The sequence below is a fragment of the Klebsiella sp. GN_Kp190 genome (genome assembly GCF_040061795.1).
Taxonomy (GTDB): Bacteria; Pseudomonadota; Gammaproteobacteria; order Enterobacterales; family Enterobacteriaceae; genus Klebsiella; species Klebsiella michiganensis.
The window spans coordinates 71,677-96,104 of the sequence record NZ_JBEAFN010000013.1 but is presented as its reverse complement, the minus strand read 5'-3'; the positions used below and the strand labels follow the sequence as shown (position 1 = coordinate 96,104).

25 protein-coding genes and 3 tRNA genes are annotated in these 24,428 nt (G+C 54.7%); 9 read left to right on the top strand and 19 right to left on the bottom strand.

The window, feature by feature from the left end:
- Positions 1–87 precede the first annotated feature (87 nt).
- Both ABLU67_RS11135 and lplA read left to right on the top strand, forming a co-directional pair.
- On the top strand, positions 88–729 hold the full coding sequence (locus ABLU67_RS11135) for a YtjB family periplasmic protein (RefSeq protein ID WP_014227835.1): 642 nt from the start codon (positions 88–90) through the stop codon (positions 727–729).
- A 10-nt stretch (positions 730–739) separates the two neighbouring features.
- The gene (gene lplA / locus ABLU67_RS11130) at positions 740–1,756 is read left to right on the top strand and encodes a lipoate--protein ligase LplA (protein WP_064375849.1); all 1,017 of its coding nucleotides are present in this window, start codon (positions 740–742) and stop codon (positions 1,754–1,756) included.
- Positions 1,757–1,805: 49 nt separating this feature from the next.
- On the opposite strand, the gene deoD is transcribed toward lplA, so the two are convergent.
- From deoD to ABLU67_RS11065, 13 genes are all read right to left on the bottom strand, one after another.
- Complete coding sequence (gene deoD, locus ABLU67_RS11125; RefSeq protein WP_004098401.1) at positions 1,806–2,528, bottom strand: purine-nucleoside phosphorylase; 723 nt, start codon at positions 2,526–2,528, stop codon at positions 1,806–1,808.
- Between the two features lie 93 nt (positions 2,529–2,621).
- The gene (gene deoB, locus ABLU67_RS11120) at positions 2,622–3,845 is read right to left on the bottom strand and encodes a phosphopentomutase (protein WP_323733974.1); all 1,224 of its coding nucleotides are present in this window, start codon (positions 3,843–3,845) and stop codon (positions 2,622–2,624) included.
- A gap of 52 nt (positions 3,846–3,897) precedes the next feature.
- The gene (gene deoA / locus ABLU67_RS11115; RefSeq protein WP_014227832.1) at positions 3,898–5,220 is read right to left on the bottom strand and encodes a thymidine phosphorylase; all 1,323 of its coding nucleotides are present in this window, start codon (positions 5,218–5,220) and stop codon (positions 3,898–3,900) included.
- Positions 5,221–5,298: 78 nt separating this feature from the next.
- Positions 5,299–6,078 carry a deoxyribose-phosphate aldolase gene (deoC, locus tag ABLU67_RS11110; RefSeq protein ID WP_014227831.1) on the bottom strand — a complete coding sequence of 260 codons (780 nt, stop codon included), beginning with the start codon at positions 6,076–6,078 and terminating at the stop codon, positions 5,299–5,301.
- Positions 6,079–6,494: 416 nt separating this feature from the next.
- Positions 6,495–7,772 carry a NupC/NupG family nucleoside CNT transporter gene (locus ABLU67_RS11105; RefSeq protein ID WP_014837350.1) on the bottom strand — a complete coding sequence of 426 codons (1,278 nt, stop codon included), beginning with the start codon at positions 7,770–7,772 and terminating at the stop codon, positions 6,495–6,497.
- A 146-nt stretch (positions 7,773–7,918) separates the two neighbouring features.
- On the bottom strand, positions 7,919–8,698 hold the full coding sequence (locus ABLU67_RS11100) for a metal-dependent hydrolase (RefSeq protein WP_134897130.1): 780 nt from the start codon (positions 8,696–8,698) through the stop codon (positions 7,919–7,921).
- Positions 8,695–9,768: a patatin family protein gene (locus ABLU67_RS11095; RefSeq protein WP_004128693.1), complete on the bottom strand. Its 1,074-nt coding sequence runs from the start codon at positions 9,766–9,768 to the stop codon at positions 8,695–8,697. Before ABLU67_RS11095 ends, ABLU67_RS11100 begins: the two co-directional genes overlap by 4 nt.
- A 120-nt stretch (positions 9,769–9,888) precedes the next feature.
- Entirely contained in the window at positions 9,889–10,050 is a 162-nt protein-coding gene (locus ABLU67_RS11090) for a DUF1328 domain-containing protein (RefSeq protein WP_003856556.1), read from the bottom strand.
- A 124-nt stretch (positions 10,051–10,174) separates the two neighbouring features.
- A complete protein-coding gene (gene osmY, locus ABLU67_RS11085) occupies positions 10,175–10,786 on the bottom strand; it encodes a molecular chaperone OsmY (protein WP_014227828.1) in 612 nt (203 codons plus the stop codon).
- Positions 10,787–11,003: 217 nt separating this feature from the next.
- Positions 11,004–12,593: a peptide chain release factor 3 gene (prfC, locus tag ABLU67_RS11080; protein WP_004098388.1), complete on the bottom strand. Its 1,590-nt coding sequence runs from the start codon at positions 12,591–12,593 to the stop codon at positions 11,004–11,006.
- Positions 12,594–12,685: 92 nt separating this feature from the next.
- A complete protein-coding gene (gene yjjG / locus ABLU67_RS11075; RefSeq protein WP_004098385.1) occupies positions 12,686–13,363 on the bottom strand; it encodes a pyrimidine 5'-nucleotidase in 678 nt (225 codons plus the stop codon).
- Positions 13,364–13,377: 14 nt separating this feature from the next.
- Positions 13,378–13,824 carry a ribosomal protein S18-alanine N-acetyltransferase gene (gene rimI, locus ABLU67_RS11070; RefSeq protein WP_004098383.1) on the bottom strand — a complete coding sequence of 149 codons (447 nt, stop codon included), beginning with the start codon at positions 13,822–13,824 and terminating at the stop codon, positions 13,378–13,380.
- Positions 13,793–14,206 (bottom strand): DNA polymerase III subunit psi, encoded by a 414-nt coding sequence (locus ABLU67_RS11065; protein ID WP_014837349.1) that lies wholly within the window; start codon positions 14,204–14,206, stop codon positions 13,793–13,795. Before ABLU67_RS11065 ends, rimI begins: the two co-directional genes overlap by 32 nt.
- A gap of 158 nt (positions 14,207–14,364) precedes the next feature.
- Here ABLU67_RS11065 and rsmC point away from each other — a divergent pair, with 158 nt between their 5' ends.
- From rsmC to ABLU67_RS11045, 4 genes are all read left to right on the top strand, one after another.
- Complete coding sequence (rsmC, locus tag ABLU67_RS11060) at positions 14,365–15,393, top strand: 16S rRNA (guanine(1207)-N(2))-methyltransferase RsmC (RefSeq protein WP_049082611.1); 1,029 nt, start codon at positions 14,365–14,367, stop codon at positions 15,391–15,393.
- 168 nt (positions 15,394–15,561) lie between these two features.
- Positions 15,562–15,648 (top strand) — tRNA-Leu (locus ABLU67_RS11055).
- Between the two features lie 28 nt (positions 15,649–15,676).
- A tRNA-Leu gene (locus tag ABLU67_RS11050) sits at positions 15,677–15,763 on the top strand.
- A 31-nt stretch (positions 15,764–15,794) separates the two neighbouring features.
- Positions 15,795–15,881 (top strand) — tRNA-Leu (locus ABLU67_RS11045).
- Between the two features lie 19 nt (positions 15,882–15,900).
- Here the strand turns inward: ABLU67_RS11045 and ABLU67_RS11040 are convergent.
- A complete protein-coding gene (locus tag ABLU67_RS11040) occupies positions 15,901–16,140 on the bottom strand; it encodes a DUF1435 domain-containing protein (RefSeq protein ID WP_049082693.1) in 240 nt (79 codons plus the stop codon).
- 263 nt (positions 16,141–16,403) lie between these two features.
- Between ABLU67_RS11040 and ABLU67_RS11035 the strand changes: the two genes are divergently transcribed.
- Both ABLU67_RS11035 and fhuF read left to right on the top strand, forming a co-directional pair.
- Complete coding sequence (locus tag ABLU67_RS11035; RefSeq protein ID WP_025106869.1) at positions 16,404–17,450, top strand: GGDEF domain-containing protein; 1,047 nt, start codon at positions 16,404–16,406, stop codon at positions 17,448–17,450.
- 108 nt (positions 17,451–17,558) lie between these two features.
- Complete coding sequence (gene fhuF / locus ABLU67_RS11030) at positions 17,559–18,347, top strand: siderophore-iron reductase FhuF (RefSeq protein WP_014227823.1); 789 nt, start codon at positions 17,559–17,561, stop codon at positions 18,345–18,347.
- 46 nt (positions 18,348–18,393) lie between these two features.
- On the opposite strand, the gene ABLU67_RS11025 is transcribed toward fhuF, so the two are convergent.
- Entirely contained in the window at positions 18,394–19,737 is a 1,344-nt protein-coding gene (locus ABLU67_RS11025; protein WP_025106871.1) for a PTS sugar transporter subunit IIC, read from the bottom strand.
- Positions 19,738–20,077: 340 nt separating this feature from the next.
- Here ABLU67_RS11025 and ABLU67_RS11020 point away from each other — a divergent pair, with 340 nt between their 5' ends.
- Positions 20,078–20,536 (top strand): YbaK/EbsC family protein, encoded by a 459-nt coding sequence (locus ABLU67_RS11020; RefSeq protein WP_014227821.1) that lies wholly within the window; start codon positions 20,078–20,080, stop codon positions 20,534–20,536.
- Positions 20,537–20,549: 13 nt separating this feature from the next.
- Here ABLU67_RS11020 and bglJ read toward each other — a convergent pair whose 3' ends face one another.
- The 4 genes from bglJ to pobA all read right to left on the bottom strand — a co-directional run bounded on the left by bglJ (position 20,550) and on the right by pobA (position 24,268).
- Positions 20,550–21,230, bottom strand: coding sequence for a DNA-binding transcriptional activator BglJ (gene bglJ, locus ABLU67_RS11015; RefSeq protein ID WP_025106872.1), 681 nt, complete (start codon positions 21,228–21,230; stop codon positions 20,550–20,552).
- Positions 21,191–21,913 carry a LuxR C-terminal-related transcriptional regulator gene (locus ABLU67_RS11010; protein ID WP_103814855.1) on the bottom strand — a complete coding sequence of 241 codons (723 nt, stop codon included), beginning with the start codon at positions 21,911–21,913 and terminating at the stop codon, positions 21,191–21,193. The genes bglJ and ABLU67_RS11010 overlap by 40 nt, the downstream gene beginning before the upstream one ends.
- A 278-nt stretch (positions 21,914–22,191) precedes the next feature.
- Positions 22,192–23,061 carry a helix-turn-helix domain-containing protein gene (locus tag ABLU67_RS11005; protein WP_014227817.1) on the bottom strand — a complete coding sequence of 290 codons (870 nt, stop codon included), beginning with the start codon at positions 23,059–23,061 and terminating at the stop codon, positions 22,192–22,194.
- Positions 23,062–23,083: 22 nt separating this feature from the next.
- On the bottom strand, positions 23,084–24,268 hold the full coding sequence (gene pobA, locus ABLU67_RS11000; RefSeq protein ID WP_032747826.1) for a 4-hydroxybenzoate 3-monooxygenase: 1,185 nt from the start codon (positions 24,266–24,268) through the stop codon (positions 23,084–23,086).
- Positions 24,269–24,428 lie beyond the last annotated feature (160 nt).

Sequence of the window (24,428 nt, the reverse complement as noted above, 5' to 3'; positions counted from 1 at the left end):
TCATTCAGGCGAGGAAAATAACGCATGAGGCTACCTTGTAACCAGCGCTTCTGGCAACATTAAGCTGCAAATTTTCAAAGGTGGAATATGGTACGCGCAAAACTTAAATTCCGGCTGCATCGCGCGGTGATTGTTCTGATCTGTCTCGCGCTCCTCGTCGCCCTGATGCAGGGGGCCTCATGGTTCAGCCAGAACAGCCAGAAGCAGCGCAATCCGCAGCTGGAAGAACTGGCCCGCACGCTCGCCCAGCAGGTCACGCTCAACCTGGCGCCGCTGATGCGTAGCGAAACGCCCGACGAAAAGCGGATTAGCCAGCTACTGGATCAGCTTACCCATAAAAGCCGGATCCTCGACGCCGGCGTATATGACGAACAGGGCGACCTGGTGGCGCGTTCCGGCGAAAGCGTCGAGGTACGCGATCGGCTGGCGCTGGACGGTAAAAAAGCCGGCGGCTACTTCAACCAGCAAATCGTCGAACCTGTTCAGGGTAAAAACGGCCCGCTCGGCTACCTGCGCCTGACGCTGGATACCCATACCCTGGCCACCGAAGCGCAGCAGGTCGATAATACCACCAATATCCTGCGTCTGATGCTGCTGCTATCTCTGGCCATCGGCGTCGTCCTGACGCGCACCCTGCTGCAGGGTAAACGTACCCGCTGGCAGCAATCGCCTTTCCTGCTCACCGCCAATAAGCCGGTGCAGGATGAAGATAAAGATGAATCAGAATAAGGAAATCGCCATGTCCACGCTGCGCCTGCTGCTCTCCGACTCTTACGACCCCTGGTTCAATCTGGCGGTTGAGGAGTCTATTTTTCGCCAGATGCCCGCGACTCAACGGGTGCTGTTTCTGTGGCGCAATGCCGATACGGTGGTCATTGGCCGCGCGCAGAACCCGTGGAAAGAGTGCAACACCCGACGTATGGAAGAAGATAACGTGCGCCTGGCCCGTCGCAGCAGCGGCGGCGGCGCGGTATTCCACGATCTGGGCAATACCTGCTTTACCTTTATGGCCGGCAAACCGGAGTACGATAAAACCGTTTCCACAAATATCGTGCTGACGGCGCTGAATGCGCTGGGCGTAGCGGCGGAAGCCTCGGGCCGCAACGATCTGGTGGTCAAAACCGCCGAAGGCGACCGCAAGATCTCCGGTTCCGCCTATCGCGAAACGATGGATCGCGGCTTTCACCACGGTACGCTGCTGCTGAACGCCGATTTAAGCCGCCTGGCCAACTACCTCAATCCCGATAAGAAGAAGCTGCAGGCCAAAGGCATTACCTCCGTGCGCGGACGGGTAGCCAATCTGGTCGAGCTGCTGCCGGGCATTACCCATCAGCAGGTTTGCGAGGCGATTCAGGAGGCGTTCTTCGCCCATTACGGCGAGCGCGTGGAGGCCGAAGTGATCTCTCCAGAGAAAATGCCGGACCTGCCGAATTTTGCCGCGACCTTTGCCCGCCAGAGCAGCTGGGAGTGGAACTTTGGCCAGGCCCCGGCCTTCAGCCATCTGCTGGATGAACGTTTTACCTGGGGCGGCGTAGAGCTCCATTTCGACGTCGAAAAAGGCCATATCACGCGCACGCAGATTTTTACCGACAGCCTCAACCCGGCGCCGCTGGAAGCGCTGGCCGCCAGGCTACAGGGATGCCTCTACCGCGCGGATATGCTGCAGCAGGAGTGCGATGCATTACTCGTGGATTTCCCGGAGCAGGAGAAAGCGCTGCGGGAGCTCTCGGCATGGATTGCCGGCGCGGTACGCTAACGTGCGGTCACCCCGGCCCTCTCCCTATGGGAGAGGGCGGAAGAGATGATTACTCTTTATCGCCCAGCAGAACGGATTCCAGCGCGATTTTAATCATGTCGTTGAAGGTCGTCTGACGTTCAGCGGAGCTGGTCTGCTCGTGGGTACGGATGTGGTCGGAGACCGTGCAGATAGTCAGCGCTTTCGCACCAAATTCCGCCGCGACGCCGTAGATGCCGGCCGCTTCCATTTCCACGCCCAGGATGCCGTATTTTTCCATCACGTCGAACATTTCGCCGCCGTCCGGCGCATAGAACAGGTCAGCGGAGAAAATGTTGCCCACGCGAGCGTCAACGCCCAGCGCTTTTGCCGCGTCAACCGCGTTACGCACCATGCCAAAGTCGGCAATCGCCGCAAAGTCGTGGTCCTTAAAACGCATACGGTTAACTTTAGAGTCGGTGCAGGCACCCATGCCGATAACCACGTCGCGCAGCTTAACGTCCATACGCACGGCACCGCAGGAGCCGACGCGAATGATTTTTTTGACGCCGAAGTCGGTGATCAGCTCTTTTGCGTAAATGGAGCAGGACGGGATCCCCATGCCGTGACCCATCACGGAAATTTTGCGGCCTTTGTAGGTACCGGTGAAGCCCAGCATACCGCGCACGTTATTCACTTCGCGGACATCTTCAAGGAACGTTTCTGCAATGTGCTTCGCGCGCAGCGGGTCGCCAGGCATCAGCACAACGTCAGCGAAATCGCCCATTTCTGCGTTAATGTGTGGAGTAGCCATCGTTAAATCCTTCTGAATGTTTTACCTGATGGCGGCTATGCCTAATCAGGTCGACAAAAAAGGCCCGGCGAGCGAGGCTCACCGGGCAAATAATCACAGCATGTTTTTGCCGTATTCCATCGGAGACGTACCGAAGTACGTTGCCAGGGTCTGGCCGATATCGGCGAAGGTTTCGCGGTGACCCAGCGAACCCGGCTTCACTTTCGGGCCATAGATCAGCACCGGAATGTGCTCGCGGGTATGGTCGGTACCGGTCCAGGTCGGGTCGCAGCCGTGGTCGGCGGTCAGGATCAGAATGTCATCCTCCCCGACCAGTTCCATCAGCTCCGGCAGACGGCGATCGAACAGCTCCAACCCTGCGGCATAGCCTGCAACGTCGCGGCGGTGGCCCCAGGAAGAGTCGAAGTCCACGAAGTTGGTGAAGACGATGGTCTCGTCTCCCGCTTCTTTCATCTCTTTGATGGTGGCGTCAAACAGCGCATCCAGGCCGGTCGCCTTCACCTTTTTGGTAATACCGCAGTTGGCGTAGATATCGGCGATTTTACCCACCGATACAACCTGGCCCTTTTTCTCGTCGACCAGCTTCTGCAGCACCGTCGGCGCCGGCGGCTCAACGGCCAAATCGTGGCGGTTACCGGTGCGCTGGAAGTTGCCGGCTTTGTCGCCGATAAACGGACGCGCGATAACGCGACCGATGTTGTAGCCGCCTTCGGTCAGCTCTTCACGCGCGATTTCACACAACTCGTACAGCTTATCGAGACCAAAGGTCTCTTCATGACAGGCAATCTGGAATACCGAGTCAGCGGAGGTATAGAAAATCGGCTTGCCGGTTTTCATATGCTCTTCGCCCAGCTGGTCGAGGATAACGGTACCGGAAGAGTGGCAGTTGCCGAGGTAGCCCGGCAGGTTTGCGCGCTTAACCAGTTTATCCAGAAGTTCCTGCGGGAAGCTGTTTTCATGCTCGGGGAAGTAGCCCCAGTCAAACAGAACCGGCACGCCGGCGATTTCCCAGTGGCCTGACGGGGTGTCTTTACCGGAAGAGAGCTCATGCGCCCATGCGTAGGCGCCGATAACGTCCGCGCTGCCGTCCATACCGGCGGCAATTTTACCGGTAGAACCCTCATGGGCTTTAACCAGCCCCAGACGGGTCAGATTCGGTAGATTGAGCGGGCCTTTGCGGCCGTTGTCAGCCTCGCCTTTGGCACAGGCTTCTGCAATATGGCCCATGGTGTCTGAACCGACGTCGCCAAAGCGCTCGGCGTCTTCAGTCGCACCGATGCCGAATGAGTCCAGCACCATAATAAATGCACGTTTCATATTATTCTCCGTACCTTTTGCGCTGCAAAAAAGCGATCAGATCAGTATATAACTATTCGGTGATACGACGATAGACCGTCGGCGTCATTTCAGGCGCTTTATCGTCAAGTTTAATGGCCGCTTTCACGGCTTTGGCCGCTTCCTGCCAGCTGTTTTCATCTTTAGCATGGATAACCGCCAGCGGCTGCTGCGCGTCGATACGCGCGCCGAGGCGAACCACGTCGGTGAAACCGACGCTGTAATCAATCAGATCCGATGCCTGACGGCGACCGCCGCCCATTGATACCACCGCCATGCCCAGCGCGCGGGTGTCCATTTCGGCGACAAACCCTTCGCCTTCGGCATAGACGGCTTTGCTCAGCATCGCGGCCGGCAGATACTTATCGTAGTTTTCCACGAAGTCGTTCGGCCCTTTTTGCGCCGCCACCATCCGGCCAAAGACTTCTGCGGCTTTACCGTTATCCAGCACCGCCTGTAGCTTCGCCCGCGCGTCGGCGTCATTCTGCGCCAGCTTGCCGGAAATCAGCATCTCGACGCACAGCGCCATCGTCACCTCAAGCAGCCGCGGATTGCGGTACTCGCCGGTGAGGAACTGCACGGCTTCACGCACTTCCACCGCATTACCGGCGCTGGAAGCCAGCACCTGGTTCATATCGGTTAACAGCGCGGTCGTCCGCACGCCGGCGCCGTTGGATACCCCGACGATCGCTTCGGCCAGCGCGGCGGAAAGCTCATAAGTAGGCATAAAGGCGCCGCTGCCGACTTTGACATCCATCACCAGCGCGTCCAGGCCTTCCGCCAGCTTCTTGGCGAGAATGGAGGCGGTGATCAGCGGGATAGAGTCCACCGTTGCGGTGATATCGCGCGTGGCGTAAAAACGTTTGTCCGCCGGCGCCAGAGAGCTGGTCTGCCCGATAATCGCGACGCCGACATCTTTAATGATTTCACGGAAGCGGCTATCGTCCGGGAAAATATCGAACCCAGGAATCGCTTCCAGCTTGTCGAGCGTACCGCCGGTGTGCCCGAGACCGCGCCCCGAGATCATCGGGACATAGCCGCCGCAGGCCGCGACCATCGGCCCCAGCATCAGCGAGGTCACATCGCCTACGCCGCCGGTAGAGTGTTTATCGACGATCGGGCCATTGAGGTTAAGACTCTTCCAGTCGAGAACGGTCCCTGAATCCCGCATCGCCATGGTCAGCGAAACGCGTTCCGGCATAGACATATCGTGGAAAAAAATGGTCATCGCCAGCGCGGCGATCTGCCCTTCTGAGATGGTGTTGTCGCGGATGCCGTTGATGAAAAAACGAATCTCTTCATCGCTCAGCGCATGACCATCACGTTTTTTACGAATAATTTCTTGTGCGAGAAACAAGATAACCTCCCGAGGAAAGAGTCAAAGACCAACCACAGGCCGGACAGCATCCGGCCTTGAGGTCAGGCAAATTACGTATTAGTAGCTGCTGGCGCTCTTACCATCGCCGTGACCCAGCGCTTTCAGCAGGCTTGCCAGCAGGCTGGAAGCGCCAAAGCGGTAGTGACGAGAGTCGGCCCAGTCGGCACCGAACAGTTCATCGGCAATAGCGAGGAACTTTTGCGCGTCTTCTGCGCTACGCACGCCGCCCGCCGGTTTGAAGCCGACGCTCTGCTGAACGCCCATATCGCGGATGACTTCCAGCATGATGCGCGCGCTTTCCGGGGTCGCATTGACCGGAACTTTACCGGTAGACGTTTTGATAAAATCGGCACCGGCTTTGATGGCGATTTCAGATGCTTTACGAATCAGCGCTTCTTCTTTCAGCTCACCGGTTTCGATAATCACTTTCAGCAGCACGTTTGCCGCCGCGCAGGCTTCTTTACAGGCTTTCACCAGGTCAAAACCCACCTGTTCGTTGCCGGCCATCAGCGCGCGGTAAGGGAATACGACGTCAACTTCGTCTGCGCCGTAAGCTATCGCCGCGCGGGTTTCCGCCAGCGCAATAGCAATATCATCGTTACCGTGCGGGAAATTGGTCACCGTCGCGATCCGGATATCCGGGGTACCCTGCTCGTTCAGCGTTTTACGCGCGATCGGGATAAAGCGCGGGTAGATGCATACTGCGGCAGTATTCCCTACCGGTGTTTTGGCCTGGTGGCACAGCGCGATCACTTTTTCATTGGTGTCGTCATCGTTCAGGGTGGTCAGGTCCATCAGTTTCAACGCGCGCAGGCTGCTTGCCGTTAAATCAGTCATTTCATACTCCGACGGCGTATTGCCGTATTAAAGTTTGTTCACCTTGCGAGTCTGTTACTATTGTAACATCCCCTCGCCGTTACACTTCGATATACATCACAGTTAATGAAAACTAATTACTAATTTGCATTACTGTAGAGTGATATGAATCACATAACAAATCCCTGTGCATGCCCCCCGAAGGCCAGACTCTCTTTAAGCATAATCAGGAATCTCAGCGTCGAGGCAATGTTATTATTGTAACATACCCACGCGGTAAACCTCGATATCAGCGCGGACATTTTGTGCGAAAAAATGCCAGATGCATCATGAGTGATTGATAAACAGATAATTATTAAATGATAGGATTTTAACACACAGATGAGAGATCCCCGCGGCGGCGGTGCCGCGGGGTAGGGTCGTGATTAACGACGGCGCTATAGCGCGAGGAAGACGCCCGCTATCGTGGCGCTCATCAGGTTAGACAGCGTCCCCGCCGCCACGGCCCGCATGCCCAGCTGGGCAATTTCCTGGCGACGATTAGGCGCCATGCCGCCCAGTCCGCCAATCAGAATCGCAATGGATGACAGATTGGCAAAACCGCACAGGGCAAACGAGATGATGGCCTTGGTGTGGGTTGAAATCACCTGCAAACCGGCGGCTGCGACCTCGGCGTCGGCTTTCAGGTATTCACCGAAATTCATGTAGGCCACAAACTCGTTGATAATCAGCTTCTGGCCGATAAACGAGCCGGCAACGGTGGCCTCATTCCACGGAACGCCAATCACCCACGCCAGCGGTGAGAAGACCCAGCCGAGGATCATTTGCAGCGACAGGTCTGGATGGTTAAACCAGCCGCCCACGCCGGAGAGAATACCGTTAACCAGGGCAATCAGCGCGATAAACGCCAGCAGCATCGCCCCGACGTTAAGCGCCAGCTGCATCCCGGAAGCCGCGCCGGACGCGGCGGCATCCAGCACGTTCGCCGGCGCCTGCGGATCGGCGTCGTTTTTGTCCATCGCCGGGTTGTCCCGGGGCTGCTCGGTTTCCGGCACGATAATCTTCGCGAACAGCAGGCCGCCCGGCGCCGCCATAAACGAAGCGGCAATCAGGTATTCCAGCGGTACGCCCATCTGCGCGTAACCGGCCAGAACGGAGCCCGCAACCGAGGCCAGGCCCCCGCACATCACGGCGAAGAGCTCGGAACGGGTCATGGTGGCGATATATGGACGCACCACCAGCGGCGCTTCGGTCTGGCCAACGAAGATGTTCGCCGTGGCAGAGAGCGATTCCGTGCGCGAGGTTTTCAGTACCGCGCGCAGCGCCCCGCCGAGAATGCGGATAACAAACTGCATGATGCCGAGGTAATAAAGCACGGCGATCAGCGATGAGAAGAAGACGATGACCGGCAGGACGCGCAGGGCAAAAACAAACCCGCCGCCGCCGAAGACTTCAAACATCTTGTCGGAAACCAGCCCGCCAAAGATAAAGCCGATCCCTTCATTGCCGTAAGCAATCACGTTGGCAACGCCGTTCGACATGGCCAGCAGCGCGGTGCGCCCGGCCGGCACGTAGAGAATTAACGCGCCGATCCCCACCTGGATAATCCAGGCGCCGAGGACGGTACGCAGGTTGATGGCTTTTCGATTACTGGAGAGGAGCACAGCGATGGCTAACAGCACCACCATGCCGATAAGTCCCATGATAATTTGCATACAGAGTCCCTGTGTATTGAGAGTTCAGCCTTAAAACCCCGCGATTATAACGGCATGAAACCATCATGCTCATTTCAGCTCACACATTTTAAGCAAAACAATGAGATAAAAAGGCAGGAATGAGACACAGGTCACTCAGCAAAGCGCTACGGAAGCGCAAAAAGCGCATTTGTATTATCAATCAGGATATTCGCTATCTCTTCCGCGGGCTCAGAGCGTAGCTCACATAAGGTGGAGAAGACGCGAGCCACCCGTTCTGGCCTGTTCGGCTGCCCCTGGAAACCGTTCAACGGCATATCCGGCGCATCGGTCTCCAGCAGCAGCGCCGAAAGCGGCAGCTGCGCGATCACATCGCGGGTCTTACTGGCGCGCGGATAGGTAATGGTGCCGCCAACGCCAATCTTGTAGCCCAGCTGCACAAACCGCTCCGCCTGCTGAAGGCTACCGGCAAAACCGTGCACTACGCCGGTTCGCGGTAAAGCGTGCTTTTTCAGCAGCATCGCCAGCTTGTCGTGAGTGCGTCTGGAGTGGAGGATCGCCGGCAAATCGTAGCGTTTCGCCAGCCGCATCTGCGCCTCAAATACAGAAACCTGACGTGCAAATTGCGGATCTTCCCGATAGAGATCGAGACCGATCTCCCCAACCGCGACCAGCTTAGCGTCGCGTTTCGCCAGGCAGGCTTCAAGCCGTTCAAGACTCTCTGCGCTATGCCGTTCAATCGCTATCGGATGGAGGCCTAAGGCGGCGTAGAGCGCATCATATTTCTCCGCCAGCGCTAACACGCGGGCGAAGTTATCCGCTTCTGTCGCAGGTACCACGATCTGCGTCACGCCAGCCTCCGCCGCCCGGGCAATGCTGGCGCTTTCGTCGCCGGTGAAAGGGGGAAAATCGAAATGGCAGTGGGTATCAATAAATCGTAGGGTCACGCCAGGTCCTCATTTTCAAAGCTGGCATCATTGGCCTGCACCGCCGCGATGACCGGCGCCTGAGGGATCTCATTGGCCACCGGCGCTGGCGGAATAACCACCGTTTTCGGTACCGCAATACGCGGCGCATGGCGCAGCAGCGGCGGTCTGTCGGCCAGCAGTTTACCGACGGTAGCGAGAAAGTAGCGCCCGCACTGGCGCCCGGTCTTGTAGTCCTCCAGCAACGCCGGAAGACGGCTGCCTAACGCCATACTCTTCAACGGCTTCTGCGGATAAATTTCCAGGATTCTCAGCTTACCCGGCGGTTTTTCAATGAACTCTTGCGTGGAGCGATAGGTGGTTTCGTGATGCTGCACCAGATTCACAAACGGCTGCAGACTACTTTCGCCAAGCCAGCGCTCCATCCGTTTAAACCACTGCGGCGTGTAGTACATCTGGGACGGAACGGTGCGGATCACCACGATGGTTTGCGCCCCTCGGCGGGCCGCTTCCTGTACGGGGATCGCATCGCTGACGCCGCCGTCAAGATAGCTCACGCCATCCAGCAGCACGCCGCTGCGGTAAAAACCGGGAATGGCGCTGGAGGCGCGAATCAGGTCAAGCCAGGTCTGCTGAGTGGGGGAAAAGTAGTTTGGCGTGTAATCATCGCCGCGACAGGCGCACATCCAGAACTCTTTTCCCTGAGCAAAACAATCTTCAGCATAGGCCATCGCCAGCGGCATCTTTTTCGAGGTGGTGTCGACCAGCCAGTCAAGATCGATAAGATTCCCGCCGCGCACAAAACGCATCGGGTCGAAAAACTCGCGGGCGGTGGTGTAGCGGGTGATCACTTTGCGGGCATAGCCGGGCTGGTTGCACAGATAGGCCGAGAGATTTTGCGCCCCGGCAGAGGTACCGAACATCATGTCGAACGGGTTGAATCCCGCGCGCATAAATTCGTCCAGCACCCCGGCGGTAAAAATCCCTCTCTGCCCCCCGCCTTCGCACACCAGTGCGAGCCTGCCCGGCTGGAAGGGTTTAACAGATAACGGCGTAATGTTGCCCAACGTAACGGGAATTCGCTGCCCCACCCTGCTTTCCTGTCTGGCTTATTATAAAAACAAAGGTAACGCAATTTTTAACGCCCTGAAACTGAGAAAGCCAGTCACATTGACTGGCTTTATGTAAGACGGTATTTCACGCGTTAACGTCTAGGGACGCCGACGGCCGGTGAACAGGCTGACCAGGAACAGGATAATACCGACAACGAAGACAATTTTCGCAGCCCAGGCAGCGGTACCCGCCAGGCCACCAAAGCCCAGAGCGGCGGCAATTAACGCGATCACCAGAAAAATAATGCCCCATCTAAACATACGTCTCTCCTTACCATAGTTAATGACGGTCGATTTTCTGCGCACTCAGGCCGCGCATACACAACCCTGTGGTGCTACACATCCTGCGGAAAGACCGCAGAATAAATTTTTTTAGTGAATAGATTTATTTGACGCTAAGGTCATTCTTCACGCTTTTGACGCCGGAAACGGCTTTCGCAATACCTTCCGCCCGCTCCGACTGCTTACTGGACTCTACCGTACCGGATAAATGTACAACGCCATCGGTGGTCTCCACCTTCACGTTACGCGACGGAACGATATCGTCAGCCAGTAATTTCGCTTTGATCTCGCTGGTCACCGCCGTGTCGCCGGCGTAGCCCTTCAGCGAAGCAGATTTTTCGTTCTGTACGCTAAGCTTGTCGTTAACGGAGGTCACGCCTTCAACCGCTTTCGCTACGCTAAGCGCCTGCTTATGCTGCTCTGAACTGTCAACCGTACCGCTTAACGTGACGACTTTGTTTTCAGTTTTCACAGAGATATCGGTGCTGCGAATATCTTTATGATCGATCAGCGCCGCTTTCACCCTGGCGGTGATGGTGCTGTCGTCCATAAAATTCCCGACTTTGTTCATCGAATTATCAACGGCTTGCCCGGCATTGCTTGCTGCAGATTTTGCGCTATCTGCGGTCGAGTTTTCCGCATACGCCGAAGCGCTGATTATTGCTGAGCCCAGGAAGAGGGCCAGGAGTGTCTTGCCGCTCTTAAGTTTTGTCATCGTTGTTCCTCGTTATATCTAAGCAGGTAAAGCAAAATAAGTAGTCTATTAAGCCAGGATTCCAAAAATTACTTATTAAATGTAGTAGATACGCGGAAGAGTGCGGCATGAACGGGTAAAAAAGCGCGCAAAACGGTAAGAATTAAGAACTTTCCAGAAAGGGCAATCCGAGGGGAAAATGGCGTGGAGCGCGGCGAAAACCGCGCTCCGGAGAGGATTAGTGCTCGCGGGTTTTACGGAACTGGACGTCAGGGTAACGTTCCTGCGTCAGGTTCAGGTTAACCATGGTCGGGGCGATATAAGTCAGGTTATCGCCGCCATCCAGCGCCAGCTGAATTTCGTTCTTACGCTTAAACTCTTCGAATTTCTTCGCGTCGCTGCATTCCACCCAGCGTGCGGTCGCGACGTTGACGGACTCGTAAATCGCCTCAACGTTGTACTCGCTCTTCAGGCGAGCAACAACCACATCAAACTGCAGCACACCCACCGCGCCAACGATCAGATCGTTATTGGCGATCGGACGGAACACCTGCACCGCCCCCTCTTCAGAGAGCTGAACCAGCCCTTTCAGCAGCTGTTTCTGCTTGAGCGGATCTTTCAGGCGAATGCGGCGGAACAGTTCCGGGGCGAAGTTCGGGATACCGGTGAACTTCATCATTTCACCCTGGGTGAAGGTATCGCCAATCTGAATGGTGCCGTGGTTATGCAGACCCAGGATATCGCCCGGATACGCCTCTTCCACATGCGAACGGTCGCCGGCCATAAAGGTCAGCGCGTCGGAGATCACCACGTCCTTGCCGATACGCACCTGGCGCATCTTCATACCCTTCTCGTACTTACCGGAAACCACGCGCATAAAGGCCACGCGGTCGCGGTGTTTCGGGTCCATGTTGGCCTGAATTTTAAAGACGAAGCCGGTGAACTTCTCCTCCGCGGCCTCCACGGTGCGGGTGTCGGTTTTGCGCGGCATCGGCGCAGGCGCCCACTCCACTAAACCGTCCAGCATATGATCGACGCCAAAGTTACCCAGCGCGGTGCCGAAGAATACCGGCGTAATTTCGCCCGCCAGGAACAGCTCTTTATCGAATTCGTTAGACGCGCCCTGCACCAGCTCCAGCTCATCGCGCAGCTGCTGCGCCAGGTCTTCACCCACCGCGGCATCAAGCTCCGGGTTATCCAGCCCCTTCACGATGCGCACTTCCTGGATGGTATGGCCTTTACCGGTCTGATACAGGTAGGTTTCATCTTTATAAAGATGGTAAACGCCCTTGAACAGTTTGCCGCAGCCAATCGGCCAGGTGATCGGCGCGCAGCCGATTTTCAGCTCGTTTTCCACTTCATCCAGCAGCTCCATCGGATCGCGGATGTCGCGGTCGAGTTTGTTCATGAACGTCAGGATCGGCGTATCGCGCAGACGGGTGACTTCCATCAGCTTACGGGTACGATCCTCGACGCCTTTCGCGGCATCGATAACCATCAGGCAGCAGTCCACCGCCGTCAGGGTACGGTAGGTATCCTCGGAGAAGTCTTCGTGGCCCGGGGTATCCAGCAGGTTAACCAGGCAGTCGTGATACGGGAACTGCATCACGGACGTGGTGATGGAGATACCGCGCTGCTTTTCCATCTCCATCCAGTCAGATTTCGCATGCTGGCTGGAGCCGCGACCTTTCACCGTTCCGGCGGTCTGAATAGCCTGTCCGAATAACAGTACCTTTTCAGTAATGGTCGTTTTACCGGCATCCGGGTGAGAAATAATGGCAAAAGTGCGGCGCTTGGCCACCTCCTGCAAATAAGGAGACAACGTCATAATTCAATCTTCTTAGTAAACGCGGCAACGCGCCGCGCATGTTGAATACGAAAAAATTGCGGCTATTTTACCCATCAATGGGGGGGAGGCAATCAGTGTTTACACAGGAGTTGCTCCAGTTCGCTTAAAGAGGTGACCGTCCAGTCCGCGCGGAGGTCCGCGGGCAGTTCGCGCTGGTGGGGGTTGAACCAGCAGGTCGCCAGCCCGGCATTCACGCCGCCGCGAATATCCGATTCCGCCGTATCGCCAACCATCAGCACCCGCGAACGATCGGGATTGCCCGCCTGCGCCAGCGCATAGTCGAAAATACGCGCATCCGGCTTAGCCACCCCAACCTCTTCGGAAATAATGAGTAAATCAAAGTGATCGCGCAGTCCGGTACGTTCAAGACGCGTCTGCTGCAGTGAGGTAAAACCGTTGGTGATGATGCCCATTTTTACCTTCCCCTGCAGCGAATCAAGCAGCGATACCGCTCCCGGCAGCGGCGAGCAGATCTCCGCCATCGCGTTCATAAACGCGGCGTTCAGCTCGCCGGGAGGGACGTTCAGGCGTTCCGCCCAACCGTCAAAGCGCTGATGCTGCAGCTGAAGAGAGGTAATGGCGCCGTTTTGATAATCCACCCATAGCGGCTTATTCACGGCCTGGTAGTCCTGAAAATCCTCTGCGGAGAACGTCACGCTATAGTCGAGAAACATCCGCTGTAGGCCGCTAAATGAGTCAAACGTAAATAACGTTTCGTCGGCATCAAAGAAAATCCAGTCCCACTTCATCGTATCACCTTGTCTTACATACTGATTGGCAGTGCCATTATGATGGCGTCCTCACGTCCGTCGACCGTGGGGTAATAGTTGCGGCGAATCGTCGCCTCGTTAAAGCCTAAGCTTTCATAGAGCGCGATGGCGGCGACGTTAGACGCGCGCACCTCCAGCCACAGCGTGACGACGCCGCGTTTTTCAACTTCATCAATCACCCGTTCCAGCAGCGCCCTGCCCAGACCGCGACGCTGGAAAGCGGGGTCGACGGCAATATTGAACAGCGTCGCTTCGTCGAGCACGATTTGCGTAATGGCAAAGGCCGCCATCACGCCGTCCACGGACAGTTGAAGATTCAGATAGCGCTCGCCCTGATTACTGGCAAACGTCTGTTCGCTCCACGGAAAAGCGTGGGCGCGCGTTTCAATTTGCCAGGCGCGGGGCAAATCAGCCGGGTTGAGGGTAGAAATCGTGTTCATGTGCGCAAATCTGTTGCCAGAGCGCCATGCGAGCAGGCGTGCTGGTCTGAAGTTCATCGAAAGCGGGCGTGGAAAGCTGTGCGCCCGCCAGCAGCAGCGGCGCGTCGGTGCCCAGCCGCCAGCTATTACAGCGTGCGTCCTGAGGCAGCATCGCAACGCGTTCAGGCGTCAGCTGCATCACCTGCTCCGGCATCAGGGCCAGCGCGCGCAGAATATCGCTGATTAGCGGTTCGGTCAGCGATGGCGGTTCTTCCGCCACCATCACCAGACGAATGTGTCCAGGAAGCGAGATAGCGATTTCACCCTGTAACGCCCCAGGACGACGTAGCGACCACTGGGTGATGCCCAGCTGCTGTAATTGCCAGTCTCGTCGGGATGTCATAGCGAAACACTCCTGTTAATTAAGCGCGCAATATAGCAAATCCGTCGTATCTGCGCCAACAAACTACGCGGCGGTCGGAGCGCATCCCGCCGCCAACAAAGAGGCAGGCCGAAAGATAACGTGTATAATCGGCGCCAGTCTTAATGAAGGAGTGTTTCATGTCCGCTTTTACCCCGGCAAGTGAAGTCTTGCTGCGCCACAGTGATGATTTCGAGTCCGCCCGCGTTCTGTTTGCCGGTGACCTGCAGGATGACCTGCCCGCTCGTCTGGATACGGCCGCCAGCCGCGCCCATACCCAGCAGTTTCACCACTGGCAGGTACTGAGCCGCCAGATGGGTGAAAACGCCCGTTTTAGTCTGGTCGCGGAAGCCAGCGATGTTGCCGATTGCGATACGCTGATCTACTACTGGCCAAAAAACAAACCCGAAGCGCAGTTTCAGCTGATGAACCTGCTGTCCCTGCTGCCGGTCGGTATTGATATTTTCGTGGTTGGCGAGAACCGCAGCGGCGTGCGCAGCGCCGAGCAGATGCTGGCGGAATATGCGCCGCTGACTAAAGTCGACAGCGCGCGCCGCTGTGGGCTGTATCACGGTCGTCTGGAAAAACAGCCCGCGTTCAATGCAGAACAGTACTGGGGCGAGTATTCGCTGGATAATCTGACGATTAAAACGCTGCCGGGCGTCTTCAGCCGCGATGGCCTGGATGTCGGTAGCCAGCTGCTGCTTTCCACGCTGACGCCGCATACCAAAGGTAAAGTGCTTGATGTCGGCTGCGGCGCCGGCGTGCTGGCAACCGTGCTGGCCAGCCACTCGCCTAAAGTCCGCCTCTCGTTGTGCGACGTCAGCGCCCCGGCAGTTGAAGCCAGTCGCGCCACGCTGGCCGCTAACGGCATCGAAGGGGAAGTGTTCGCCAGCAACGTGTTCTCTGAAGTGAACGGCCGCTTCGACATGATTATCTCCAACCCGCCTTTCCACGATGGTCTACAGACCAGCCTGGAGGCCGCGCAAACGCTGATTCGCGGCGCCGTTCGTCATTTGAACAGCGGCGGCGAGCTGCGCATCGTCGCTAACGCCTTCCTGCCCTATCCGAACGTGCTGGATGAGATCTTCGGCTTCCATGAAGTAATTGCCCAAACGGGCCGCTTTAAGGTCTATCGGACGGTGATGACCCGTCAGGCGAAGAAATAATCCTGCGTTTTTTCGGCGCCAGCAGACGCTGGTCGCCGATGTTTTTCCTCTCTGACCGTCCATTTTTGCAACAATCAATCCAACTGATACAATTAACTATTGACGAATAGCTGAAAACCACTAGAATGCGCCTCCGTGGTAACGATACTTTCATAGTGTCGATGGTATGCGAAGGTGGCGGAATTGGTAGACGCGCTAGCTTCAGGTGTTAGTGTCCTTACGGACGTGGGGGTTCAAGTCCCCCCCCTCGCACCATAATCCACGTTGATATTGCTCGCACTGGGCGAAGGTGGCGGAATTGGTAGACGCGCTAGCTTCAGGTGTTAGTGTTCTTACGGACGTGGGGGTTCAAGTCCCCCCCCTCGCACCAACGAGGCGATATCAAAAATTAAGAATACTGTGCGAAGGTGGCGGAATTGGTAGACGCGCTAGCTTCAGGTGTTAGTGTCCTTACGGACGTGGGGGTTCAAGTCCCCCCCCTCGCACCAATATTCTTACCCTTCCGTTTTATCCCATCAGCTTCAAATTGATTATTACCAGCATCATCCCACTGACCAGCGCCACGCATGATGGCAGCAGAACAAAGTGCCTTAGCTGACGGTGCCAAATCATCACCGCTGACATGAGCATTCCCAGCGTCACCAATCCGCGCCAGGCATCTACCGACAAATCGGCAAACCCGAGGACGGCAATCAGTACGCCAGGGATCAACACGCCCCATCCACTCCCTAAAGTTCGCTGCAACATGTTTTCGCCTCTCACAACGATAATGATAACCAATATCATATGGTAATTTTTATCATTTGTCATCCCGGGAAAATAGCGCGTCCTTATTCTTTACGTTTGTGGTAATGACATACATTCATGAAGGTGATAAATTAAGCGGCAAAAAATAATATATTAAATTATCTGATTATTTCGTAAAAACCTTATTTTGCGCACTGTTTTTTATTATTCACTTCAAACTAACATCACATTGAATTTTAACGATTAATAATGACAACTCCGACATGACTGCACAATCCTGGCGCTCCCATTACGAACAGAAATATCAGTATTCCTTACGGCTATTTTTACTGCTTAATTTAGTTTCATCCGTCTTATCCCTTGTCAGCCCGCTCTTTACCGTCATCACTTTTACATTACCCTGTTTTCTGATAGTTGCCTGCAGCACGGTCCTGCTGCTATGGCACTGTAAATTCTCTCAGCACAAAATAAATATTCCGGTTATTTCTCTGCTATTTGGCCTGCTTTGGGCGTGGCACGTTGCGCTAAAAGCAATGGTGATGGGGCCGCCGCATTTTAACTACCTGGTGATCGCCTTATTAAGCGTGTTATTTATTGGCACCATTGCTTTTTCCAGCAATATCATTGGCTTTACTTTGCACTCTTTACCCACATACCTTATCTGCCTGATTCTTGGCGGAGGAGAACAATGGCTGCGCATGTCCTGGTGCTTTCTGTTGCCTATTGCCGGTATCACCCTGCAAAGCCTTATTCAGAAACGCAGCGATGTATTCACGCAGGGGCTCATGGATAAGCTGCTGAAGGAACGCAATACCCTTAACGATCTCAGTATGTTGGATCCGCTTACCGGTTTGTATAATCGCCGGGGCTTACAAAACCGGCTGGACACCATTCTTTCTCTCGACGGCGCCGGGCATTACGTTCTGCTACTGGACATTGATCATTTCAAAGCCTACAACGACCACTACGGGCATATGATGGGCGACCAGGCTTTGATTCAGGTCTCCGCCGCCATTCGTAACGCCGTGCGCTCGCGCGACATCGTTGCCCGCTTTGGCGGCGAGGAGTTTATGGTGCTGTTGACCAGCAGCTGTGCGGAAAACGCCCTTCAGGCCGCAGAGCGCATCCGCCAGCGGGTCTACGATCTAAAAATCCCGCATATGTTTAATGAAAGCGTCGCGACCAACGTGACCATCAGTATCGGCATGACGCCGCTGATGGATGCGGATATCGACAGCGCGCTGAAACGGGCGGACAACGCGCTCTACGAAGCCAAAAATATGGGACGTAACATTATTCTCACCAGCTAGGCCTTTACCGCGCGGCAGGCGTCGCCGCGCGGACAAATCTCTTGCCAAGCCGGTGCCGCGGCATTAGTATCAGAAATCATTATCATTTAGATTTGTATCTGGCACCCGATGGCTTACCGTTCACTCGCATTCAACAATGAGATCATCTGGCGGGCTCCGCTCCCTTCGGCTGAGCGTGAACTGGCGAACGCAATACGGGACAAAATTACCGCGTTACGTCCGCATCTGCTGGATTTTATCCGTCTGAATGAAGAAGCCCCTCATCATGCCCTCACCCTGGCTGAGTGGTCGCAGCCCGCGACGCTGAGTTCGTTAATCGCGACGTATTCTGACCATATTTATCGCAACCAGCCCGGGCAAGCCCGTGAGCAAAAACCGCTGCTATCCCTCTGGGCACAATGGTACATCGGTTTACTGGTGCCCCCTTTAATGCTGGCGCTGTTGAGTGAAGAACGCGCCGTTAGCCTGGCGCCGGAGCATTTTCGCGTCGAGTTTCATGAAACAGGCCGTGCCGCCTGTTTCTGGATTGATATCCATTCAGCAGGTACTTCCCCGGCAGAATCCGCGCAGTCCCGGATGGAAAAGCTGGTCACCACCGCTTTGCAACCCGTGGTGCAGGCGCTTGAAGCTACTGGCGATATCAATGGCAAACTTATCTGGAGCAATACGGGTTATTTGATTAACTGGTATCTCGGGGAAATGAGAACCCTGGTCGGAGATGAAAAAGTGGCCGCGCTGCGTCAGCTCTTCTTCTTCAACAAACAGCTATCAGGCGGTGAGGATAACCCGCTGTGGCGTACGGTGGTTTTACGTGAAGGGCAGCTCGTGCGCCGCACCTGCTGCCAGCGCTATCGCCTGCCGGACGTACAGCAGTGCGGGGACTGTACGCTGAAATAATCGATGGTGAAAACAAACGGGCGGCTATTCAGCCGCCCGTTTGTTTTTATGCCGTTTGCTGACTCTCTTCCGCCATGCGCTGCGCCTCTTCGGCTTCCTGCGCGAGCAGCTGTTTCTCGTACACCTTGAAGAACGGGAAGTAGATAATCGCCGAAACGCAGGCCAGGACGACCACCAGAATCGCCGCCCGGAAATCCCACCCCAGCGCCCACGCGCCGCCAATCGGCGCCGGAGCAGTCCACGGAACAACCGAAATCACCCGGCCGATAAGATCCAGCTTCATTGCCGCCCAGGCCAGTACGGCGTTAACCATCGGCGCCAGCAGGAAGGGAATAAAGAATACCGGGTTCATCACGATAGGGGTGCCAAAAATAACCGGCTCGTTGATGTTAAACAGGCTTGGCACCACGCTCAGACGGCCAATCGAACGCAGATGCGCGGAGCGGCTGCGCAGATAGCAGAATACCAGCCCCATCGTCGCCCCTGAGCCGCCAATCACAATAAAGAATGTCCAGAACGCTTCCATAAAGATATGCGGCAGCGGAGCCCCCTGAGCCAGGGCCTGCTGGTTCATGCCGAGGTTAGTGAGCCAGAACATTTGCAGCATGCCGGAAACAATGGCCGCACCGTGGATCCCCGCAAACCACAGCAGGTGGCCCACCAGAACCGCCAACAAAATTGCGGGTAAGGAGTCCGCTGCGGAAACCAGCGGCTTAAAGATAGCCATAATCGCCTGAGGGATCAGCATATCGAAATGATGCTGAATAAGCAGGCTCAGGGGATAGAGCGTCAGGACGACAACCAGTACCGGGATCAACAGATCAAACGAGTTTTTGATCATCGGCGGCACCTGATCCGGCAGGCGAATACCGATATTATGCGCCTTCAGGAAGCGCATCATTTCAACGCAGTAGACCGCCACCAGAATCGCCGTAAATATGCCCGTTCCTCCCAGGCTATCTACCGGCAGGTTGCCGTTCGTTTTTGGCGCCGCCACCAGCAGGAAGGCCATGATCGACAGCATGGCGCACATAAAGGGGTCGAGCTGATTGGTTTTTTCGTAATGCTTGCCGAGGTTATAGGCGATCGCGGCACAAATGTAGATCGACATAATGCCCATCGTCATATCGAACGGCGTCAGAATTCGCCCTTCAAACTCTTTTGCCAGATCCAGCCAGGCGCGGGCAAATCCCCATGTGGTATCCGGTGAAAACGGCGGATACGCAAATACCAGCAGAAAAGAGCCGACAATCATAAACGGCATGGCGGAGATAAAACCGTCGCGGATTGCCATAACGTGGCGCTGAGACGAGATGCGTCCGGCGACAGGGCTGATGTAATTTTCTACGAAGCGAAATATCAGATTAAATGCAGCATGGTTAGCAGACATAGCAGCCCTCCTGACAGGCTAGATGAACAGGCCCAACAACGATTATCTTGCCGTTATGATGAACCCGCTTCGGCGAGAGGGTTACCCAATCGGATAGCCTGCTGGCCCGACTGCTCAACCAGGTTCGATTCATCTTCGGCTCTTTGTTATAGGTGACGCAGGGAAGTTACCTTGTCAGTATTCCTGTCTCTGTGAATAACCGCAACCGGTTACAGTAACCGGTTGCGGTGAATGTGAAGGAGATCCAGAAATTAAAAAGAATCTTGATTCTCTACCATGGATATTTACACTTTGCGAAGCTTGTGACAGATTTTTAACAAGCCTTAATCAGGAGATTCCAATGAGTCTGCAGTCCGTGCGGCAGTTTTTTACTGACCACGCCCCCGATATCGAAATCATCGAACTTACTCAGAGCACGGCCACGGTAGCGTTAGCCGCAGCGGCGCATAACGTTGAACCCGGGCAAATCGCCAAGACCCTGTCTTTAAAAATAAAAGAAAGGGTTGTTCTCGTTGTCGCGAAAGGCGATGCGCGCCTGGATAATAAAAAGCTAAAGGAAGCCTTTGGCGCTAAAGCCCGTATGCTAAGCAGCGATGAGGTCATTACGCTAACGGGACACCCCATTGGCGGCGTCTGCCCATTTGGCCTGGAAGTTCCGCTGGCTGTGTACTGCGATATCTCACTGAGGCAGTACCCGGAAGTGCTGCCAGCAGCAGGTTCAATATATAGCGCCGTTCGTATTTCACCTGAACGGTTGGCGCAGCTGACTGATGCTAAGTGGATTGACGTGTGTCTTTAACAGACCGCTGAGGTTACTGAGCAAGGCGCATCACCGTGGCATCATCATTATTCGCCGACAGGCGCATGAGTATGTCTGCCGCGCTCAGTAGTCCCATATCAGAACTGACGCCGAGCTTGGTCATGGCGTTAAACTTATGGGCCCGGATCGTTTTGATATTGCGTTCCAGCTGCGTCGCTATTTCCGGCAACGAGTAGCCATAAGACATATATCGCAGGATGGTATGTTCCGTTGGGCTCAAAAGTTGGCTATAGATACTCTGCTTTTGGCTTAACGAGCTCTCATTCGCCGGATAGCTACGATCGAGAAGCTGAAGCAAGCACTCCTGCAGCTGTAGCCGACAGGCCGATTTATTCAAAATACCGTGTAAGCGAGAAGGCGTCAGATGGCTGACCAAACGCATTTCCGCTTCATCATTAGCTAAGATAATTCTTTGCGTGTCGGGACAATAACGCGCGATCTCATGGAGAAAGAGCAAGCTTTCAAGTCGGGATCTGCGGTTACCTGAAAGTGAAAAAATAATCGCAGAAAAATCTCTCGCCTGAAACTCCCGTTTTAATGCCATCGTATCTTTAAAGAACTGAATACGATAATTCTTACCACTTTCATTAATTAATATGTGGCGAAGCGCCACTTCTGTCATCGCACATTTCTCTACGATAGCGACATATCTTGTTGTGAGGTCTTTTTCCATTCTGTTTGATCTCCATAGACTGAATAAATATTCAGCTCCTTCATTCCCTGTGCACTATTAATCCAGGCATACATCTCTGCATTACTACGCAAAGATAAGCGGCGCATAGCACTATTTTTCTGCGCACTTATGGTTTTATTGCTCTTCTTCAATAAAGCAGCAATTTGATTAATTCCCCATCCTTTTGCAAGAAGCCTCAACACCTTACGCTCAGAAAGAGTCAGAATAACCAGCTTTTGCGGTTCTTCATCGATGCGTTCTACCTCAGGAGAGAACAACGTCTGGCTAATTCGTTCAGCGGCAAGTCCACCCGCGCGCACAACCTCAATGAGACGTTTTACCGGCTCGCTGTCCGAAATTAATGTACTTTCAGGACGCATTAATAATTGAACAGCTAACGGAAAACAGGCGTTGCCTACCATAAAGACCCAGTGTATATCCCTGTATTGAGTCATTAAAGAGTAGTAATGTTCGCAAATATTTCTTGGATGCTCTATTTCACCGGACAAGTCAGCAATGACTAACACTGCACGACGCAGCTGCAGCAGGGTTAGCTCATCCTGAGAACGACAAAAACTCAATTCATAATCAGGGAGATGCTCCCCAACGATGGCTTTTAAGCCGGACTGCATAACCGGTATTCTGCTGATAATAATGCCGAACTTACCTTGTCCTGGTAACATAAACCCTCCGCTTCCTGTCGAAGACTCACCGCCGGCGGAAAAACAATTGGATGCATAATTTAATAGTCATCGTAATTATTTTGCCCAAATGAATCTTTATCATCCCTGGCGGGTGCGCGATATCGCACCCTAAAGCCAACTTAATAATGAGGAGTAACATATTGCTGTTATCCATACCAATGATTAACATTAACACAGGTAGTTGTCATCAATAAATTAGAAATGGTTAACATCGTCGTTAGATACGCTAACTTAAGATATATTAAATAAAGATTTATTTATTTTATTTTTTTCCTAAATACTTTTGGTGATTCACCGCTATAGCGGCGAAAGAAGCGAGAAAAATAGGCCGCATCAGTAAACCCTAAGTAATCAGAAAGTTGAGCGATAGTCATGCTGGTGTACTGCAGGTTGCGACGCGCCTCAAGCATCAACCTTTGATGTAAAACTCCCAGTGCGCTGCAGCCATAAAATTCATGACACAAATAATTCAAATGAGTCGCAGACACCCCCACCTCCCTGGCATACCCGGCTAATGGCATATGTTCACGATAGTGGCTTTCGATAAGGCGCGAGAAATGACGCATGACGCTCCGCTTACGTTCCGCTTTGTCCTCCGTTATGAGCTGCGGTTGATATTGCCGATTCAGCCAGACCAACAGCGCTCCCAGCAGTGAATGAAGCATCATTTCGCGCGCATCGTAATCTTCGCGGTACTCCTCTTGCAAAGCGGTAAACAGCGCCCGGATATGGCCCCGGGAGCTCTTCACCGGCACGCAACGCGGGTGGCCGAGCACATCCAGCTGACTGCCAAACTGATTTTCAAGGCTTCCGAGCAGCGGCAGCGCCAGCGACAAAACGTAGCCCTCCGTACCCGGCGAAAAGCGAAATCCATGAATACATAGCGCCGGAACCACCTGAATACAGGACTCCGTCATCACGGTCGTCGCGCCTTCGATTTCAATCTCCGCCCGCCCTTTATGCAGATACAGTAGCTGCACCAGCTCTGCGTGCTGATGCACGCGGATATGCCATTCATAAAGATGGCTGCGCTGGAGTATGGACTCACAGTGCAGAAGATCGGGCGTTGGCCAGCCCTGATCTTCGCCATACAGTTTGAAAACGGGAATGGTACTCGCTGCCTGCATCACGACTCCAGAGCCTTTTCTATTACGCCACGCGTTCCATCGGCAGACCCACATAGTTTTCAGCGATAGTGGTTAACCCGGCGCGTGATTCAAGATAGTAGCGACGATCCGCCGCCTGCATTTTTCTGTCGAACTCGCTTTGTTGCGGAAAATCATGCAGCAGACGCGTCATAAACCAGCTGAATCGCTCACCTTTCCACACCCGATCCAGCGCCAAACGCGAGTAGCTGGCTAAGAGGTCAATACGGCCATGGTGATAATACTCACGCAGGATCCGCCAAAGATAGTTCACATCGGACGCCGCGAGATTCAGCCCCTTCGCCCCGGTAGGCGGTACGATATGCGCCGCATCTCCCAGCAGAAATAGCCTCCCGTACTGCATCGGCTCCACTACATAGCTGCGCAGCGGCGCGATACTCTTCTCAAGTGAGTGACCGGTTACTAACTTATTGGTCAGCTCATCAGGGAGACGCCGCTTGAGCTCAGTCCAGAAGCGTTCATCAGACCACTCCTCCACCTTTTCGCTAAGCGGTACCTGCAGATAATAGCGGCTTCGAGTTAGTGAGCGCTGACTACAGAGCACAAACCCCCGCTCGTGGTGGGCGTAAATCAGCTCCGGGTTCACCGGTGGCGTATCGGCCAGCAGCCCGAGCCAGCCAAACGGCCAGACGCTCTCGTACTCTTTCAGCACCCCTGCCGGGATGCTCTGGCGGGACACGCCGTGAAAGCCGTCGCAGCCGGCGATAAAGTCGCACTCAAGGCGGCAGTTTTCGCCATTGCTGATAAAAGAGACCGACGGTCGATCGCTTTTTGCCTCATTAATGGTGACATCGCTGACGCCATAAATCGTCGCTGCCCCGCATGCCTCCCTCGCCGCCATCAAATCCCGCGTCACTTCGGTCTGGCCATACACCATCACGCTTTTGCCTGCCGTCAGTTCCGTTAGCGGAACCGGTACGCGCTTGCCCTCAAACAAAAATTCGACGCCGTGATGGATCAGCCCTTCCGCATCCATTCGCCGGGCCGCCCCGGCTTCGCGCAGCAGTTCTACCGTTCCGCTTTCCAGAATTCCCGCGCGGATCCTCCCCAGCACATACTCAGGCGTCTGTCGCTCAAGGATGACGGTCTGAATCCCGGCGTGATGTAATAACTGCCCCAGCAGGAGTCCCGACGGGCCCGCTCCGATAATCGCCACCTGTGTTTTCATCGCATCGCCTCAGCATGGTTAATTATTTGTTTATTTTTTGTTTATTAAAAGTTTGAATTTGCATTTTTGATAACTCTGATGGGAAAAAGAAGGGAGAAACGGGTGCAAAAATTGGACTTTTCACCAATCTTGCGGAAGTGTGGCAGAGTTCAAATTTCAG

Coding starts and splice junctions, on each gene's coding strand:
- deoD (WP_004098401.1), bottom strand. CDS start 2,528: ATGGCTACTCCACACATTAACGCAGAAATGGGCGATTTCGCTGACGTT.
- prfC (WP_004098388.1), bottom strand. CDS start 12,593: ATGACGTTGTCTCCTTATTTGCAGGAGGTGGCCAAGCGCCGCACTTTT.
- ABLU67_RS11010 (WP_103814855.1), bottom strand. CDS start 21,913: ATGTTACCAGGACAAGGTAAGTTCGGCATTATTATCAGCAGAATACCG.
- ABLU67_RS11065 (WP_014837349.1), bottom strand. CDS start 14,206: ATGACATCCCGACGAGACTGGCAATTACAGCAGCTGGGCATCACCCAG.
- lplA (WP_064375849.1), top strand. CDS start 740: ATGTCCACGCTGCGCCTGCTGCTCTCCGACTCTTACGACCCCTGGTTC.
- ABLU67_RS11105 (WP_014837350.1), bottom strand. CDS start 7,772: ATGCAAATTATCATGGGACTTATCGGCATGGTGGTGCTGTTAGCCATC.
- rsmC (WP_049082611.1), top strand. CDS start 14,365: ATGTCCGCTTTTACCCCGGCAAGTGAAGTCTTGCTGCGCCACAGTGAT.
- osmY (WP_014227828.1), bottom strand. CDS start 10,786: ATGACAAAACTTAAGAGCGGCAAGACACTCCTGGCCCTCTTCCTGGGC.
- pobA (WP_032747826.1), bottom strand. CDS start 24,268: ATGAAAACACAGGTGGCGATTATCGGAGCGGGCCCGTCGGGACTCCTG.
- deoB (WP_323733974.1), bottom strand. CDS start 3,845: ATGAAACGTGCATTTATTATGGTGCTGGACTCATTCGGCATCGGTGCG.
- ABLU67_RS11040 (WP_049082693.1), bottom strand. CDS start 16,140: ATGTTGCAGCGAACTTTAGGGAGTGGATGGGGCGTGTTGATCCCTGGC.
- deoC (WP_014227831.1), bottom strand. CDS start 6,078: ATGACTGATTTAACGGCAAGCAGCCTGCGCGCGTTGAAACTGATGGAC.
- bglJ (WP_025106872.1), bottom strand. CDS start 21,230: ATGGAAAAAGACCTCACAACAAGATATGTCGCTATCGTAGAGAAATGT.
- ABLU67_RS11035 (WP_025106869.1), top strand. CDS start 16,404: ATGACTGCACAATCCTGGCGCTCCCATTACGAACAGAAATATCAGTAT.
- rimI (WP_004098383.1), bottom strand. CDS start 13,824: ATGAACACGATTTCTACCCTCAACCCGGCTGATTTGCCCCGCGCCTGG.
- yjjG (WP_004098385.1), bottom strand. CDS start 13,363: ATGAAGTGGGACTGGATTTTCTTTGATGCCGACGAAACGTTATTTACG.
- ABLU67_RS11135 (WP_014227835.1), top strand. CDS start 88: ATGGTACGCGCAAAACTTAAATTCCGGCTGCATCGCGCGGTGATTGTT.
- ABLU67_RS11025 (WP_025106871.1), bottom strand. CDS start 19,737: ATGTCTGCTAACCATGCTGCATTTAATCTGATATTTCGCTTCGTAGAA.
- ABLU67_RS11005 (WP_014227817.1), bottom strand. CDS start 23,061: ATGCAGGCAGCGAGTACCATTCCCGTTTTCAAACTGTATGGCGAAGAT.
- ABLU67_RS11090 (WP_003856556.1), bottom strand. CDS start 10,050: ATGTTTAGATGGGGCATTATTTTTCTGGTGATCGCGTTAATTGCCGCC.
- fhuF (WP_014227823.1), top strand. CDS start 17,559: ATGGCTTACCGTTCACTCGCATTCAACAATGAGATCATCTGGCGGGCT.
- ABLU67_RS11020 (WP_014227821.1), top strand. CDS start 20,078: ATGAGTCTGCAGTCCGTGCGGCAGTTTTTTACTGACCACGCCCCCGAT.